This window comes from Alteromonas sp. CH_MED4-4, from assembly GCF_037029575.1.
Taxonomy (GTDB): domain Bacteria; phylum Pseudomonadota; class Gammaproteobacteria; order Enterobacterales; family Alteromonadaceae; genus Alteromonas; species Alteromonas macleodii.
Window position 1 is genome coordinate 1 of sequence record NZ_JAYMEU010000001.1, and the last position, 15302, is coordinate 15302.

Consider the following 15302-nt stretch of genomic DNA (forward strand, 5'->3'; position numbering starts at 1 on the left):
AGCCGGATATACGGACGCAAACCATTTTAGTCAAAACAGCATGTTTACTCTTGCAATAACGGGGGAGACCATATACAGGCCCTAGCTGATTTATAAATACAGCATTCTCACGTATGATTCTGCTTTTCATTTTCTCAGAGTATCCTTTTCATGTACCAAGATTTTCAAGCAGAGTTGGCGTGGGCTAGCCTTCATATGCCGCGCACTCGTAATGCCATTGCATCACTTCCCGATCTGTCGAACGTTAAACTTGCTTGCAACATGCATTTAGATTTGAAAATGGCGCCTTTGGTTGAAGGGCTACTTTCACGAGGATGCGACATTTTTCTTACCACGTGTAACCCCACTACAGTGCAAGATGACGTGGTGTCTTATCTTGTTGATAAAGGCGCAACGGCCCATGCATGGCGTGATATGAGCGAGGCTGACTGGTCTGAGTCATTCGATAAAGCGCTGGCGTGGCAGCCTACCCATTTGTGTGAAATGGGCGCTGATCTGACAACTCGACTTCACGAAAATATAAAAGCAAGTAAACCAGTACCGAGTATTGTATCGGGCTTAGAAGCAACGGGCTCTGGCATTAACCGTTTAAATGGTATGGCGCCAAACTACCCAATTTTTAACTGGGATGATTTGCCAGTAAAAGAAGGGCTTCACAACAGGCACATGGTGGGCTTAAGCGCATGGCAAACCTTCTTCCAAACCACTCATCTAACCCTGCACGAAAAAGTAGTGGTTGTTATTGGTTATGGCTTGGTTGGGCAGGGCGTTGCCGCCTCGGCTAAAGCGTTCGGGGCACAGGTTCAAGTAGCAGAACTTGACCCAGCAAGAGCGCTTCAGGCGAAATACGACGGCTGGCCAGTGGTTGATTTAAATGGAGCGGCTAGCCAGGCTGATGTTATTGCCACAGCAACTGGTGCGTATGGCGTGGTGAATTCGAGTCATCTAGACAACATGAAAGACGGAACGTTTATTTTAAACGTAGGCCATGTAGCCCAAGAAATTGATGTGCCTTACCTTAAAAACAACGCTACTCACAGTGAGCCAATGCCCTATGTAAATGCTTATAAACTAGGCGATAAAACACTGTATCTTCTAGCCGATGGCTCTATGTTTAACTTAACTGCGGGCTATGGTGACAGCATTAATGCTTTCGACGTAACCTTGGCCGTCATGGCTGCGGGCATCGGCTATATCGTGAATGAAGGTGCAAAAAGCGAAAAAGGCTTGTACTTGTTACCAGAGGCTGCGTGGAAAAGTGCGCTTTAAAGCGCTGCAAATCATAAGAGAGTGTTTATCTTTAGGTACGCAGTACAAAAGGTCTAGCCACCTCTGCTTATCTCGACATTCCTATTGAATGTTGTACAGTGAGCCCGTTTTAATAAATTCATAGTTAAGGCGGGCTGATGACCATTCAAATAGACAATCAGCCTTGCGCCAGTGTAGGGACGAAAAAAATGGGTAAAATAATAGGTACAAAAACACCACAGCAGGCTTTAGATAGCCTTGTCAACATGACAGGCGATTTGCGCCCCATAGAGCTCTCTGAATACAAAGCCCGAATTGCCAAAGCGCAGCATTATATGCAGGAAAATGGCATTGGTGCGCTTTACTTAAACGCTGGTACTAACTTAGCGTATTTTACAGGTATGCAGTGGTACGCCAGTGAGCGTTTAGTCGGTGCGCTTTTACCTGCAAAAGGTGACCTTGTATATCTAGCTCCTACCTTTGAAATCGACTCTTTAAACGAACGTAAATTAGTGGAAGGCGACATAATTGGATGGCAAGAGCACGAGAGCCCATATGCGCTTGTCATAGCTATGCTAGATAAACTAAACACCGCTGGAGGCGATAAACTGGGTGTGGATGAGTCGACCCAGTTTTTTATCGTAGATGGTTTGAACAAGATGCTTGGCCAATCTGGGCAAATTATCAATGGTGCAGAGGTAACAGCACACTGTCGCATGCACAAATCTGAAAGTGAACTCACGCTTATTCAACGCGCTATGGACATGACCCTAGCTGTGCACAAAGCGACTGCCAGTATGCTTTATGAAGGCATTACCACGACAGAAGTTGAAGCATTTATTAACGATGCACATAAGAAAGTGGGGGCCGCTGGTAACTATTTTTGCATTGTACTTTTTGGAAAAGCCACCTCGTTTCCCCACGGCGTTAAAGACCCTCAAGTACTAAAGAAGAACGACTTAGTATTGATTGATACTGGCTGTAAGGTGCACGGCTACCTCTCTGATATCACGAGAACCTATTGTTTTGGTGAGCCAACCGATAAGCAACGAGCATTATGGGAAAGCGAAAAGCGCGCGCAGCTTGCCGCATTTAACGCTGCAAAAGTTGGTGTTCCCTGTGGCGATGTGGATAAAGCCGCGCGAGACAGCTTAGCTAAAGATGGCTTAGGACCAGACTATAACTTACCAGGTTTGCCCCATCGAACCGGGCACGGCATAGGCATGGATATTCACGAATGGCCGTATTTGGTAAAAGACAATCCTCACCCGCTAGCATCTGGCATGTGTTTTAGTAACGAACCTATGATCGTAGTACCAAACGAGTTCGGTATTCGCTTAGAAGATCACTTTTATATGACCGAAGATGGCCCGGTGTGGTTTACTGAGCCTAGCGAATCGATTGACTCTTTGTAAGTAAACTAGAATGAAGCTGCTCTTTGTTACGAAGAGCAGCTGTAGTGCGCGACTCCGCCAGCACTGAAAAATTCAAGTGGGCGCAGCTGGTAGTACTTATTCTCTACCTCTTTTGATTGCTCATCATAAGGCGCAGTAAGTATCTTCTGAAGTTCGTGAATTGGCGTAAAGTCACCTTTCTCTGCGGCTTTATAGGCAGGCACAATTAACCATTCGCGCCATGTGAATTTAGGGTTTGCTTTGCGCATATTCTCTACGGTAGCAGCAATAGCGTTTGTAACATCACCTTGTGTTTCGGCGTCCTTTTCAATGCGCTCACGCCATGTTTGTAGCCATGCTTCCCATTCTGTCATGACCTCTGCTTTAGGCGGGTAGTAAAAGCTTTTCGTCAAACTCGCCATATCTTCAGGCATTGACGATAGCTCTCGGAAAAACAGATTGTAGTCCACGCCTGTGCGCAGCATTAATTGCAGCAGCTTAATCAGCAAGTCGTGGTTGTAGCTGGCAATGCCAAGCTTTGTTGCCCACATACTCTCCATGGCGCGTTCCATCACGCCAGAAAAACCGTCGTTGATCTCGTTAAGCTTTGAGAGCTGTTCACTGTTGCCTTCAAGTAACGGCATCAGTGAGCGACAGAACATATCAAAGTTCTTTTGCGCAGCAATGGGCTGGTTTAAAAACGAGAAGTGACGTCCGCCGCCTGTCCAAGGTTGGTAGTCTGCTTCAAAAAATTCACAAAAGCCGAATGGTCCATAATCCAGCGTAAAGCCTCCTGCGGCGCAGTTATCGCTATTAAAATTGCCCTGGCAATAACCGACGCGAACCCAACCAGAAACAAGACGCGTTAGCCGGTCTCGAAATAGTGCAGCCAGCGTTACCACTTGCTCTTCAAACAACGTGGTTGTGTCAATTTCACTTGAGTACTCTCGCTCAATAAGGTGCTTAACAATGGCTTCTAGTTCGTTTAACGCTTCGCTGTGTTCGTTACAGCGAGCTCGCCTAGCAAAAAGCTCTATTTGGCCTACGCGCAAAAAGGAGGGCGCCACGCGGGTAGAAATAGCAGTTATATTTTCTACCATCACTTCAGGTTCATAGGAATGAGACCCTTCGCGATACCACGGCCTGTCTACCGTGTCTGATTCAGACATAAACAAGCTCAGCGAACGTGAGGTCGGAATGCCAAGCGCATGCATGTGTTCTTGCACTAAAAATTCGCGCACGCTTGAGCGCAATACGGCGCGCCCGTCTGCGCCGCGACAATAAGGCGTGCGACCCGCACCTTTTAACTGCATTTCCCAACGCTTGCCGTTTAATACTGCTTCAACGATAGAAATTGCTCTGCCGTCGCCGTAGCCGTTACCTGTTCTAAACGGGCACTGCTGTGTGTACTCCGTACCGTAAATAGAAAGTGCGTAGCCGGTTGCCCAGCCGAAGGGGGTCATTGGAGCAGGTACATCCGACATGTCCCCTGAGAACAGCTGGGTGAAATCTTTAGATGTTGCCAAGCTATCGTCTAAGCCTAATTCGGCAAACAGCGTTTCGCTATGAGCAACGTACGTCGGTGCATTTAATGGGGTCGGAGTAACTGGCACATAGTGACCTGAGAACACTTGGCGCGGGTCATGGTCGTCACCATCGCACGTCGACTGCGGGTCTGGGGTAAGGGTATTCAGCAAAGAGTAATCTACGTGCTTTGCGAATTCATCTAGTGTTTTGATACGTTCTGTCACTATGCCTGCCTATTTCACTGAATGGGAAAATCTGTTTGCGAGCATCGAGGCTCAGGTTACTTTTGCACCTTTAACCATTAACAATCTCGACACTTCATACGTTTTTTCAATGATTATTGTTTAGGTCGAAGTGCAAGCTGGCCTTGCTCTACAGTTAGCTGTAAAGGTACCGTTGAAAGCATGCTTACCGCTTTGTTCGCAGGATCTAGGCGATAAACAGGGTTATTGGCTAAATAGCCATTGATGAGCTGCATGAATTCGCCACTTACAGGGGCTAAATTACCCTTAAAGCCGCCAGCATCAATTGTGCTATCAAGTAGAGACAATGAGCGCACAAAAATCGCTTTTTCTTCACTGTCGTAATAAGGCGTGCCTTCCAAAGCAAGACTTACTTTTGCAGGGTAGTTCAACCCAAATGCACTAATACGCGCAGTGGCAATAGCGCCTAGCTGAACCACGTCTCTGCCATCTGGGCCTATGGTTGCTGTCATATCTTCCACGTCTAAATAAAGAGGAATACCAGCAAGTGACGTTTGCTTCTGCAACTTACTCACTTGGCTATCAAGCACTTGTTCTAACTCGGCATTAGATACAGTGTAAACTGCCAGTTGAGAGAGAGTAGCGCAGCCTGCAAGAATGGTAGCGAAGGCAATGGAAAGTAGAATTCTCATAAAAAAGTCTCTTTTAGCAATGAGTTGTCGAATTACACCGTGCGAGCCGGAAATACTGGCGCTGCAACAAAGAAGTGCCTCTATTGTACGGGCAGAGGAAAGGGATGAACAATGAAATCGTTAATTCGCTAAGACAACGGCTTATTCAGGGAGTCCATGAGTAGGAGAGAGGCGCAAAGCGTAACGCTGGAAAAAAATACTTGGTTGCCGACACTTAATAAAATTGTGTGTATGACCACTGTTGGAATATGTGCAATCGAAAGAGCGTGAACATGGCGTCATTTATATCTCAAGTTGGACAGTTTGTCGCAATCAACTTGATTAGTTTATAGCGGCTGTATTACCGTAGGCCCCTCGGTTGGGGAGTAGCCTGTTTCCGTTTCGAATGGAAAAGTTTGTATCAACATAATTGGTCACATTACCATGGTACAAACACCTCTTGGTTGGCGAGACCATCGATAAGTCCACGCGTAAAGGTCAGGCGTGCGGATTTGTCGTGGACTCAATTAGCCTGACCGGAGTTCTAAAACTATGAGTATCTTCGCTCTTATCTTGCTAGCCTTTGCTATGTCAACAGATGCGTTTGCCGCCGCGATAGGCAAAGGTGTCAAAATCAATCGCCCTCGTTTAAGTTTTGCCCTCAAAATTGGCCTTTTGTTCGGACTTATAGAGGCAACAACTCCATTTATAGGCTGGTTCATTGGTCGCGCGGCGTCTTCATACGTTGAAGCATGGGATCATTGGATTGCGCTAATAATTCTTTCTGGTTTAGGTATTCATATGGTACTCGAGAGCCTGAAACCTGCCGAAGAAGAGTCGACGTCTCAAAAACAATCCTTTATTTTGTTGTGTATTACTGCGTTAGGCACAAGCATCGACGCAATGGCAGTGGGTGCAAGTCTCGCGCTAATTGACGTGAACATTGCTATTGCTGCGACGTTAATTGGGATAGCCACTTTTTCTATGGTAACTATTGGCATTATGTTGGGCAGTGTTATGGGAACATTGATAGGTAAGCGAGCAGAGACATTTGGTGGCATTGTGCTTGTTTCGGTTGGTACTTGGATCTTTGTGAGTCACACACTCTAGAGCGTGTTGATCTTTGTGGTTTGAACGTTAACCGTGCTTCTATTACCGCTATAGCCACGCACGTTGAAACCGTTTATTAGATAACCCGATGGGTTATTTTCATCGCCAGAAAAACCTCGGATCGCAAAGCTATCGAACATGCCGCCAGAGTTGTTTTGTCTAACAATGGTGGGCGCAAAATCTAGTGCATCGATGAAGCGCGAGATCCCTTCTTTTAAGATCAAGCATAAGCAAGGTATTACGTGTCTTTGGCAGGTTTTGCAGAGGTCATGAACGTTATGTTATCTCGTTTCTTTTAGCAAGGAAGGTAAGCAAACAATAAGGTGAGATTGATGATTATTGCGGGCTGCTACAGATACATACAGGCTGTTTATATTGATAAATGGAAATGTGCAGAGCTGTGAGTAAAAATAAACTTACTGGTCTAAACTCACCTGCGCAGCGTTTTCCTCGGTCTACTAATGCTATACACTTCGCGTTTTTATTACTCTTGCCTGCAGGCTGAACCTAAATTTTTAACTAGGACACTGAATGCGTCACACAACCCTATCTTTGCTCTTTTGTACTTTACCTTTTGCCGCCATGGCCGCTGAAAGTGTTGATTCATCAAACGCTAACTCTGGCGTGGACAGCAACGAAAAAGGCGTAGAAAAAATTACGATTGAAGGGGCGGCGACGGCGAACAACAAGCCGGTAGGGACGTTTAATTCACCTATATCTAACTTAGAATACGATCCGCGAGTCGATTTGCAATCAAGGAACATGGCAGAAGCGCAGGCTGACGTGACTATTCGCGGCGGTATATTCGAAAACACGGGTTTTCGCATAGGAAGCGCAACGCTGATCGACCCGCAAACGGGGCACTATTTCGCTGAAATTCCGATTGCGCCAGAAATGTTGACGAAGCCGAGTATTTTCACGGGCGTCGATAACGCGCTTTACGGCGTAAATAGCTCTGTAGGTACGGTGTCTTACGGCTGGCGTCCCATCCAAACAGCAGGCAGTGTGTCAGTGGGAATAGGTAATAACAACTTCAATTTGCAGCGTGTACACGGTGCAGTAAAGCACGCGCTTAGTGATTTACCCGGTTGGTCTGTTGGCGTTGAAGGAGAGTATTCTCGCTCTGAAAGTGATGGCACTATTGCTAATGGCGATCATAATTTCGAACGCGCGTCAGGGCGTATTCAGCTGGCAAGTAATGACTCACAAACCGACGTGTTTTATGGCTTTCAGCAAAAGTTTTTTGGCTGGCCTAACTTGTACACGCCTTTTAATGTAAACGAGACAGAAGACATTCAAACCCGTTTGGTCATGCTAAATCACAAACAGCGCTACGGCGAAGAGAGCATGAAAAATACCTTTGAGGTTTCTGCTTACTACAGAGAGAATGACGACCATTACGTATTCTCACGTGAAAATCCTGAAGCGTTTCAGGCGTTTCACGAAACCAAAGTTAAGTCATTGGCGTTTTCCGGTACTCATAATGTTTCGCAAGAATTTGGTATTAACTACGCAGCACAGCTTACTGCAGACGACATCACCTCAACCACGCTAGAGAACAATTTCACCTCTCGCGACTACTACAAAATAAGCGTAGTGCCCGAGTATCGAACTCAGTTGAACAGCAATGAATCGCTTACCGTTCGTTTAGGTGGGGCGTTTGACGATACAAATCGCGACGATGACCGACTGTCTTTTGTGGGCGATATTAGCTGGCTTACCCAAGCAGGGAGCAATGCCTCGCGTACACTCTATCTTTCGTATGCAGAGGCGACGCAGGTGGCTGGCTACACTGCTGTAGGCGGCAGTACCACAAGCGGTCTGTTTAGAAGTAACAACCAGTTACAGCGAGAAGTCAGCAAAAACCTAGAGTTTGGGGCATCATTTGATAAATCCTCTTTCAAAGTTGATACCGCCGTATTCTATCGCTGGGATAACGAGCTGACAGATTGGACGTATAGCTTCGACGCTACGTCAGCTCGCAGTGCAAACCCGGTTGATATCGAAACCTTAGGTGTTGAGGTGATTGCCATTAAACGCTTTGAGAGCGCAGATGTGGTGGCCAGCTACACCTATTTAGATAAGTCTGAAGACTATCGAATTGATGAGGTAGACGCGAGCTTTTACGCGCTTAACTATCCGCCGCATCGCGCCACCCTTGGGTTGGTGTGGTTTGCAACCGATACGGTTGAAGTGCGCATTGACAACGAGTGGCGGAAACAAGAAACCAATGCGCTTAGAAACGGCGGTGACTCTGCGTTTTTCTCACATGTCACTTTCACATATTCACCTGCTCAGGTTGAAGGGTTAAGCCTGGTATTGGCAGTCGATAACTTGTGGGATGAGCGCTTTGAAGAAATCCCAGGAACGCCGGGGCGCGGCGACCAATATTCTGCCACTGTTACCTATTTTTGGTAAGGGCGGCGCAATGACAGTTAATTATCCTCATACCTTGGACGATTTTGCTGGACGATGGACGCTAACGCGCAAAATCATCCAGCGAAATGGTGATGTATTTACCTTTTCTGGCGAGGCTGAATTTAGCTGGCTGGAAGGCAGCGTACAAAAAGAAAAAAGCGGCTTGGCGTATTACGAAAAAGGCGAAGTAACTGCGCCTAACGAAAGCGTAATGCCCGCAGAACGTCGGTATTTCTGGCAGCAGCCTCAAACTGGTTTATTTGAAGTGTTGTTCGACGATGAACGTTATTTTCATTCTTTCAGTGCGACCAACCCAAACGCAGAGCACTTGTGCGGCGATGATAATTACGTGGTGCGCTATGACTTCACAGCGTGGCCTGTGTGGCGCTCTACGTGGCAGGTCAATGGGCCACGCAAAGACTACACCATGGTGAGTGAGTATAGTCCTGCGTAGCTTTGGCCTTTTTGAGGCTTAAATCTGCTTCTTGGCGTGTTGATGGGACATCCAAAGTGCAATAGCAATGATGGTACCGCCAAGAAGCAGGCGAGAAAAGTCGGTGTCTTTTTGCCAAAGCAGTAAATTAACCACAAGCCCCGCTGGAATAAGTGCGTTATTCATTATGGCTAATGTACCTCCAGATACTTTAAGCGCGCCTTGGTTCCAAAAGTAATATCCAAGCCCCGACGCCACAATACCCAACCACAGTAGCACTCCCCACTGCTCGGTATTTTTCGGTAGTTGACTTGGGTTGCCGAATAGGAAAAATGCGGGCAAGGCTACAACTAACGCGCCTAAATAAAACCACGCGAATACGTTGTGATAGGGTACTTGAGCTGTAAAAGTCGAGGTCAGCTTTTTATAACCCACTTGTCCTAGTGCAAAGGAAAGATTAGCACCCTGAACAATGGCAAAACCAAACCAGTAGTTATCAGTCACGCCATCAAAGCGAATTATGGCTGCACCTGCGGTGGCAATAAGTGCGCACAATAAATAAAACGGGGTAAACCGCTTAAACAGGGCGTCGTTCAAAATGGCGACATAAAGCGGCGTAAAAATGGTGAAAAGCAACACTTCTGGCACGCTTAAAAACAAAAATGCGTGATAGAAGAAGATGTACATCAGCCCTAATTGCACAGCACCTAAACTGGCCAGAATCACCTTTTGTTTAAGGTTCAATAATGCCGGCCTAAGGAAAGGAAGGAAGACCAGTGTGGCGAGCACAATGCGTGTCAAAACAGCAAAATAACTGTCTACTGAGCCAGCCAAAAACTCGCCTATGAGCGAAAAGGAAAATGCCCACAGGACAGTAACTGCTACTAAATAAAACACACGCTATGCTTCTTTGTAAGTTCAACCGCGGCGTAAAATAGGCCATCGCCGCTTTTATATCAACAGTTAGCTTCTTCATTGCCGATAATTTTAGTGAATAGAAGGATGCCCGGAGTTTATTATTCCAACGGTGTTCTCATTACCTTTTCTTCTGCCATACCTTCACCCTGTTAACATAAACCTAGCCCCTCTCAATACGTGTTTCAGACGTATTTCTTATCACGGGAGCTTCGCAATCGTTAGGAATAGTGCAGCCATGACTTTCTTGAGAAAGAGAATGGCCTATTAATGTTGGATACAGCCACGCACCAAAGCAAGCGCCAAATATTGGTGCAAAAATAGGAATAATGAAGTACGGGATATCCTTTGCACCGGAAAGTGAATACTCCCATCCTGCGAAATAGGTAAAGAGTCGCGGTCCAAAATCCCTTGCGGGATTCATAGCAAATCCGGTCAATGGCCCTAAAGAAGCGCCGATAACGGCGATTAGAAGACCCACGAGGAGTGGATTCATAGCTCCTCGCGGAGCGCCGTTTTTTTCGTCCCCTAACGCCAATATTGCGAACATTAAAACTGCTGTGATAACGAATTCAACACTGAAGGCACCCCAGAATGAAAGTGCTTCGTGAGGATACGTTGCGAAAATGCCCGCAGTAGCGAGTGCCCCTATGCTTTCTCTTGATAGGTTGTGCGCAAGTTCATAGTCAACAAAAAGTTGATAATATAGGCTGTAGATAAGAGCTGCAGAACAAAATGCTCCCAAAAACTGGGACGCTATGTAGGGCGCGACTTTGTGTTTTTCAAAACCGTGGAACATTGCGAGTGCTATGGTCACCGCGGGGTTGATGTGGGCACCCGAAACGCCAGCAGTACAATAGATGGCAATGGACACGCCCACGCCCCAAAGAATACTCATTTCCCACTGGCCGAAGGAAGCACCTGTTAATACCAATGCTGCCACTGCGCCAACGCCGAAGAATACTAGAATGCCTGTGCCTACAAATTCAGCAATACACTGCCGGACAAGTGTTGGTTCCGAGAGAGGTAACATATGATTTCCTTTTTATTATAACCCGTACAGTGCATGAGTAGAAAAAAGAGGACAAAGTTACGTGCTAGCAAATGTAGGCGAATACCGCTTCTAATGAGCGCGATTATATCATTACGCTAAATAACTCATTTGTCGTAAGTCGTTTATCTAAACTGCTTCCAATGTACAATTAAGAGAAAATCATCATAAAACGAACATAAACGAACTGCAAATGATCAAAATCGAATATTAGTGGCTTTTTGTATATGTTATTGCGTAAAGGTAGGGGCGTATAAATACACTTCTTAGTGGAGTATAGATATCTCCGAATTACCATTGTTGCTTTTGGCGTCGCAATCACCTTTTAACTCACCCGCCTCTTCAACTAATGCCGTCATGGCATCAATAATATCTAGGAAACTCGACAGTTGTTCTGGCGTTAGGCCGTTAGATAAGTGCTCGATCTTATTAATAAGCTGTTTAGTAGGTAAGCGCATAGCGTCAAAATCTCGTTGTTTACGTGTTTAAATTTCGTTTCTTTTAAATGTCTTTCAAGTTGCTTGCCAAGATGCGAATTATTGCGTTCAAAAACCTTGTTAATAGATGGCAATTTATGTCGCTGCGCAATGTTAGGTGACAGATGACTCATCAACGGATTCTTATTGCTTCAATGCGCGTCCAGTGTCATTGTAGAAATTCAGTTTTTTTACCCGTTATAAAAAAAGGATGAAGGCAATGACAGATACAAAAAGAAGACAATTTTTAGCAACCGCAGGAGCGCTAGCTTCACTATCTGCATTGCCGGCTTCTGCACAGGCAAACCCCCGTGCTAGCGCTGAGTTACCACCTATCCTTCACATGGTTTACTTCTGGCTAAAAGACCCAGCGTCGACAGAAGATAAGCAAAAGCTTATTGACGGTTTACAATCGTTGCGCGCCATTCCACAGGTTCACTCGCTCCACATTGGCGTGCCTGCGAATACACTCAAGCGGGATGTTATCGATAATTCCTTTGACGTCTCTGAGCTTATGTTTTTTGAAAGCGTTGAAGCACAAGATGAGTATCAGCTTCATCCTATCCATAAAAAATTCATAGAAGACTGCGCTCACTTATGGCGCGAGGTAGTGGTACGCGATTCCATATCGGTTTAACTATCCGTAATTCCCAAAATAATATATCTGTCGATGTTATACGGAGTCTTTAAGCGTGCTGAAACAAGCCCTTAGTTTCGCGATTTAAAATGCGTGATATGATGTCAGTAAAGACATGATAAACAACAATTTGAGCGCTTTAAGAAGGACCAAGAAAATGCCACATATACGCGCAAGAGGTATTCAGCAAACTGTATTAGAGAAAGTCGCAGTGGATATTGTTGAGCAGTTTGCGAAGCTCACTGATACCCCCAACGATCACTTCACGGTAGAGCATATTGCGAGTCAGTTTGTTGCGGCTGGTGGAGCCTCATCAGGCTATCCTTTCATAGAAGTGTTGTGGTTTGATCGCGGGCAAGATTCCAAAACTGCGGTAGCTAACCTTATCGATGAAGCGCTTCGTCCGTTCGTAGGAAAACATACGGACATTACCGTACTTTTTGAAGACCTAAACGGCAAAGATTATTACGAGAATCGCGAGCACTTTTAGGGCGTGTGCTCAATACTTAACGTGTTGAGCAAAGGCCTCTGGTAGCAGGTTGAACGAAATAATACGCTTTAAATTGTTCAAGTCTTATTATCAGTGTCGCCCGAGACAAATATTGACAGAGACAGACATGAACAACGTTAAAATTATAGGTGCCGGCATGACGAAGTTTGTTAAGCCAGGTAGCCAGTTACCCTATCGCATTATGGCTTCGAATGCCGTGGAATCAGCCCTTAAAGATGCAGATATTGATAAAAAGCATATTCAGCAAGTTTTCGCATCTTATATCTATGGTGACAGCACCTGTGGCCAACACGCTTTTTACGACGTGGCACAGCTTGGCGTGCCAGTTGTCAATGTAAATAATAATTGTGCAAGTGGAGCCAGTGCTATTTATCTTGCCCGACAAGCAATTCTTTCCGGAGAGGTCGACTGCGCTGTAGCTTTTGGTTTTGAGGAGATGCAGCCGGGAGCTTTGGGCAGTCATTGGCAGGACAGAGAAAGTCCGTTTGACCGTTTCACGCCTGTTTATGATGAGTTTGATGTGCCTCCAGCTCCTATCGCGTTGAGAGCGTTCGGTTCAGCTGGCAAGCACTACATGGAAAAATTCGGTGTAAGCCCAAACCTTTTTGCTGAAGTTTCGGTTAAGTCTCGACAGCACGCTATCAACAACCCTTTTTCTTTGTTTACTTCTCCACTTAGCGTGCAAGAAGTGCTAACAGACAAGGTGATTTTCGATAGCTATTTAACGCGAACAATGGCTTGTCCACCTACCTGTGGCGCTGCAGCAGTTGTGTTGTGTAGTGAAACATTTACCAAGAAACACGGCATAACAAATGCGGTGTCTATTCTTGGACAAGGAATGGCTACGGACACTATTGATTCTTGGCGTGACCCCATTTCAGCGGTGGGGAGTGAGATGACAAAAATAGCATCTCACAAGGCATACGAGGCTGCAGCGGTCTCTCCAAACGATATAGATGTAATAGAGCTGCACGATTGCTTCACAACGAATGAGATTATCACTTATGAAGCACTTGGGTTGTGCCTTGAAGGTGAAGCTGAAAAGCTCGTCATTGACCGAGACAATACCTATGGTGGTAAATACGTTGTTGGACCGTCAGGTGGTTTGATGTCAAAAGGCCATCCCATCGGGGCGACGGGTATAGCGCAGTGTGTTGAACTATCGTGGCATTTAACTAACAGAGCAGGGCAGAGACAGGTAGAAAATGCAAAGCTTGCTCTGGCGCATAACATAGGTCTGGGGGGCGCGGCGGTAGTGACTATCCTTGGCGCCGACTAGCTTACAATACATGCCCAGCAGCAAAATGTAGCCGAACCGTGTTTGGGCTAGACGGGCTCGTTGAGCTAAAAAGAAGCTTTCGCTCAATCACAGATTCGGTGTGCCTTACTCGGTATTTGGCGAAGTTGGGAAGGTGATCATTACGTGTAGCTGGTCACCTTCGTAATTGACGTTAAATGTTCCATTCAGCGCTTCTACCAGTGCGTTCACAATCGCTAATCCAAGCCCGTTTCCTTGTGAATGACTTTCACGCCAAAATCGTCTTGTCATGTACGCTAGCGTTTCAGTATTAAGCGTTGCATGATTGGAAACGCGAATAACAAACTCGTTGTCGTCTTCTTCAATGACTATTGAAATCGGCATTCCTTTAACACCATGTTGACGGGCGTTATCTATTAGATTTTTCATGACAATAGTGAATGCGAATACGGGGATGTGTGATAGTCGTTTTGAAACATTGGTATGAACCTGAATGTCGTTGTTTTCACAGCCTAACTCTGTCAGCAGGTTGCTAAGTTCTTTAGACAGTTCCCACGGTTGCACATGCTGCTCAATTGGCGCTTTGTCTACTCTTGCCAGCAACAGCAAGTTTTCTAATAAGCTTTGCAAGCGACGTGCACTAAATAAACTCTTCTCAATGGCACGCTGTTGCGTTTCTCCTTGCGTGACTTTTGCTACCTGTAGTTGACTAATAATGCCCGTCAAAGGTGTTCTTAATTCATGAGCAGCGTTATCGGTAAACGCTTTTTCCCTTTCAATAGCGTTTTCAAGCTTGGTGAACAACTGATTCTGGCTATCAATTAGGGGAGTAATTTCTTGCAGGTTATGCCTTAACCGAATTGGATTTAAATCGTTTGGTGAGCGATTGGTGATGGCGTCTTTTAGTCGCTGAAGCGGCCTCAACTCTCTTCCTAAGGCAAACCAGATCACAAGCAGCGAAACCACGAGGGAAATGAGTGTTGGAAGGGCGCTGACGATTACCATCTGGACAAATATTGCATGTCGCTCAGAAAGCTTTTCAGCGATAGAAATGGTGTGCTTTTCTGTTTTTAAAGAAAATACCCGCCACTCGATGTTTTCAACAATAACGGTATCAAGTCCCGATGGTAGCGTATCAGGTAGTGTTAGCTCTTGAGGGTGGCTATTAGCAATAATTTCACCATTTAACGCGCTTATCTTACAGGCAAGGCCTTTTAAGGTGCCCGCATCGTTGAACGTACCGTTTGGGGAAAGCCCCAAGTTGCCCACTGAATTTTGGTCGGACAGCATAAGGTTATTCATCATTCTTGCTGTGGAGGCAAGGCGGCTATCCATGGCTTGGTTTATCTCGCTTTTCAGCTGGGTAATAGAGAAATAACTGGCTGTTAGCCACAAGACAAAAAATACAGGAGCAATAATTGCGATGAGCTTTAGTCGAAGACTCATGTTT

General features: G+C 45.7%; 14 protein-coding genes, 1 pseudogene and 1 riboswitch. Of the genes and pseudogenes, 8 read left to right on the forward strand and 7 right to left on the reverse strand.

Going from position 1 to position 15302, the window contains the following annotated elements:
- Positions 1-150 precede the first annotated feature (150 nt).
- A complete protein-coding gene (locus WA381_RS00005; RefSeq protein WP_156086917.1) occupies positions 151-1269 on the forward strand; it encodes an adenosylhomocysteinase in 1119 nt (372 codons plus the stop codon).
- Between the two features lie 188 nt (positions 1270-1457).
- Positions 1458-2663, forward strand: a complete 1206-nt coding sequence (locus tag WA381_RS00010; protein WP_156087369.1) for a M24 family metallopeptidase — start codon at positions 1458-1460, stop codon at positions 2661-2663.
- A gap of 26 nt (positions 2664-2689) precedes the next feature.
- Here the strand turns inward: WA381_RS00010 and WA381_RS00015 are convergent, their stop codons facing one another.
- A complete protein-coding gene (locus tag WA381_RS00015) occupies positions 2690-4393 on the reverse strand; it encodes a protein adenylyltransferase SelO (RefSeq protein WP_156086916.1) in 1704 nt (567 codons plus the stop codon).
- Positions 4394-4506: 113 nt separating this feature from the next.
- Positions 4507-5064 carry a DUF1439 domain-containing protein gene (locus WA381_RS00020; RefSeq protein WP_156086915.1) on the reverse strand — a complete coding sequence of 186 codons (558 nt, stop codon included), beginning with the start codon at positions 5062-5064 and terminating at the stop codon, positions 4507-4509.
- Between the two features lie 351 nt (positions 5065-5415).
- Positions 5416-5543, forward strand: a riboswitch (yybP-ykoY riboswitch).
- Positions 5544-5595: 52 nt separating this feature from the next.
- Between WA381_RS00020 and WA381_RS00025 the strand changes: the two genes are divergently transcribed.
- Positions 5596-6153 (forward strand): manganese efflux pump MntP, encoded by a 558-nt coding sequence (locus WA381_RS00025; RefSeq protein WP_014950655.1) that lies wholly within the window; start codon positions 5596-5598, stop codon positions 6151-6153.
- A gap of 8 nt (positions 6154-6161) precedes the next feature.
- On the opposite strand, the pseudogene WA381_RS00030 reads toward WA381_RS00025, so the two are convergent.
- A pseudogene (locus WA381_RS00030) lies at positions 6162-6374 on the reverse strand (TonB-dependent receptor plug domain-containing protein); the annotation flags it as partial.
- A 310-nt stretch (positions 6375-6684) separates the two neighbouring features.
- Here WA381_RS00030 and WA381_RS00035 point away from each other — a divergent pair.
- Positions 6685-8571, forward strand: coding sequence for a TonB-dependent receptor plug domain-containing protein (locus WA381_RS00035; RefSeq protein ID WP_156086914.1), 1887 nt, complete (start codon positions 6685-6687; stop codon positions 8569-8571).
- Positions 8572-8581: 10 nt separating this feature from the next.
- Complete coding sequence (locus WA381_RS00040; protein ID WP_101565768.1) at positions 8582-9025, forward strand: DUF6314 family protein; 444 nt, start codon at positions 8582-8584, stop codon at positions 9023-9025.
- An 18-nt stretch (positions 9026-9043) separates the two neighbouring features.
- Here WA381_RS00040 and WA381_RS00045 read toward each other — a convergent pair whose 3' ends face one another.
- The 3 genes from WA381_RS00045 to WA381_RS00055 form a co-directional block, all read right to left on the reverse strand.
- Positions 9044-9901, reverse strand: coding sequence for a DMT family transporter (locus WA381_RS00045; protein ID WP_156086913.1), 858 nt, complete (start codon positions 9899-9901; stop codon positions 9044-9046).
- A gap of 181 nt (positions 9902-10082) precedes the next feature.
- Positions 10083-10952 carry an MIP/aquaporin family protein gene (locus WA381_RS00050; RefSeq protein ID WP_014977345.1) on the reverse strand — a complete coding sequence of 290 codons (870 nt, stop codon included), beginning with the start codon at positions 10950-10952 and terminating at the stop codon, positions 10083-10085.
- Positions 10953-11236: 284 nt separating this feature from the next.
- The gene (locus tag WA381_RS00055) at positions 11237-11428 is read right to left on the reverse strand and encodes a hypothetical protein (protein WP_014977344.1); all 192 of its coding nucleotides are present in this window, start codon (positions 11426-11428) and stop codon (positions 11237-11239) included.
- A 238-nt stretch (positions 11429-11666) separates the two neighbouring features.
- Here WA381_RS00055 and WA381_RS00060 point away from each other — a divergent pair, with 238 nt between their 5' ends.
- The 3 genes from WA381_RS00060 to WA381_RS00070 all read left to right on the forward strand — a co-directional run bounded on the left by WA381_RS00060 (position 11667) and on the right by WA381_RS00070 (position 13873).
- Complete coding sequence (locus WA381_RS00060; RefSeq protein WP_014977343.1) at positions 11667-12083, forward strand: Dabb family protein; 417 nt, start codon at positions 11667-11669, stop codon at positions 12081-12083.
- 157 nt (positions 12084-12240) lie between these two features.
- On the forward strand, positions 12241-12573 hold the full coding sequence (locus WA381_RS00065) for a DUF1904 family protein (RefSeq protein ID WP_014977342.1): 333 nt from the start codon (positions 12241-12243) through the stop codon (positions 12571-12573).
- 127 nt (positions 12574-12700) lie between these two features.
- The gene (locus WA381_RS00070; protein ID WP_014977341.1) at positions 12701-13873 is read left to right on the forward strand and encodes a thiolase C-terminal domain-containing protein; all 1173 of its coding nucleotides are present in this window, start codon (positions 12701-12703) and stop codon (positions 13871-13873) included.
- Between the two features lie 105 nt (positions 13874-13978).
- On the opposite strand, the gene WA381_RS00075 is transcribed toward WA381_RS00070, so the two are convergent.
- The gene (locus WA381_RS00075) at positions 13979-15298 is read right to left on the reverse strand and encodes a histidine kinase dimerization/phospho-acceptor domain-containing protein (RefSeq protein ID WP_014977340.1); all 1320 of its coding nucleotides are present in this window, start codon (positions 15296-15298) and stop codon (positions 13979-13981) included.
- Between the last annotated feature and the right edge of the window lie 4 nt (positions 15299-15302).

Bases quoted from the DNA above. Each gene is read 5' to 3' on its own strand.
- WA381_RS00005 (WP_156086917.1), top strand. From the start codon at position 151: ATGTACCAAGATTTTCAAGCAGAGTTGGCGTGGGCTAGCCTTCATATG.
- WA381_RS00010 (WP_156087369.1), top strand. From the start codon at position 1,458: ATGGGTAAAATAATAGGTACAAAAACACCACAGCAGGCTTTAGATAGC.
- WA381_RS00020 (WP_156086915.1), bottom strand. From the start codon at position 5,064: ATGAGAATTCTACTTTCCATTGCCTTCGCTACCATTCTTGCAGGCTGC.
- WA381_RS00025 (WP_014950655.1), top strand. From the start codon at position 5,596: ATGAGTATCTTCGCTCTTATCTTGCTAGCCTTTGCTATGTCAACAGAT.
- WA381_RS00035 (WP_156086914.1), top strand. From the start codon at position 6,685: ATGCGTCACACAACCCTATCTTTGCTCTTTTGTACTTTACCTTTTGCC.
- WA381_RS00040 (WP_101565768.1), top strand. From the start codon at position 8,582: ATGACAGTTAATTATCCTCATACCTTGGACGATTTTGCTGGACGATGG.
- WA381_RS00050 (WP_014977345.1), bottom strand. From the start codon at position 10,952: ATGTTACCTCTCTCGGAACCAACACTTGTCCGGCAGTGTATTGCTGAA.
- WA381_RS00055 (WP_014977344.1), bottom strand. From the start codon at position 11,428: ATGCGCTTACCTACTAAACAGCTTATTAATAAGATCGAGCACTTATCT.
- WA381_RS00060 (WP_014977343.1), top strand. From the start codon at position 11,667: ATGACAGATACAAAAAGAAGACAATTTTTAGCAACCGCAGGAGCGCTA.
- WA381_RS00065 (WP_014977342.1), top strand. From the start codon at position 12,241: ATGCCACATATACGCGCAAGAGGTATTCAGCAAACTGTATTAGAGAAA.
- WA381_RS00070 (WP_014977341.1), top strand. From the start codon at position 12,701: ATGAACAACGTTAAAATTATAGGTGCCGGCATGACGAAGTTTGTTAAG.
- WA381_RS00075 (WP_014977340.1), bottom strand. From the start codon at position 15,298: ATGAGTCTTCGACTAAAGCTCATCGCAATTATTGCTCCTGTATTTTTT.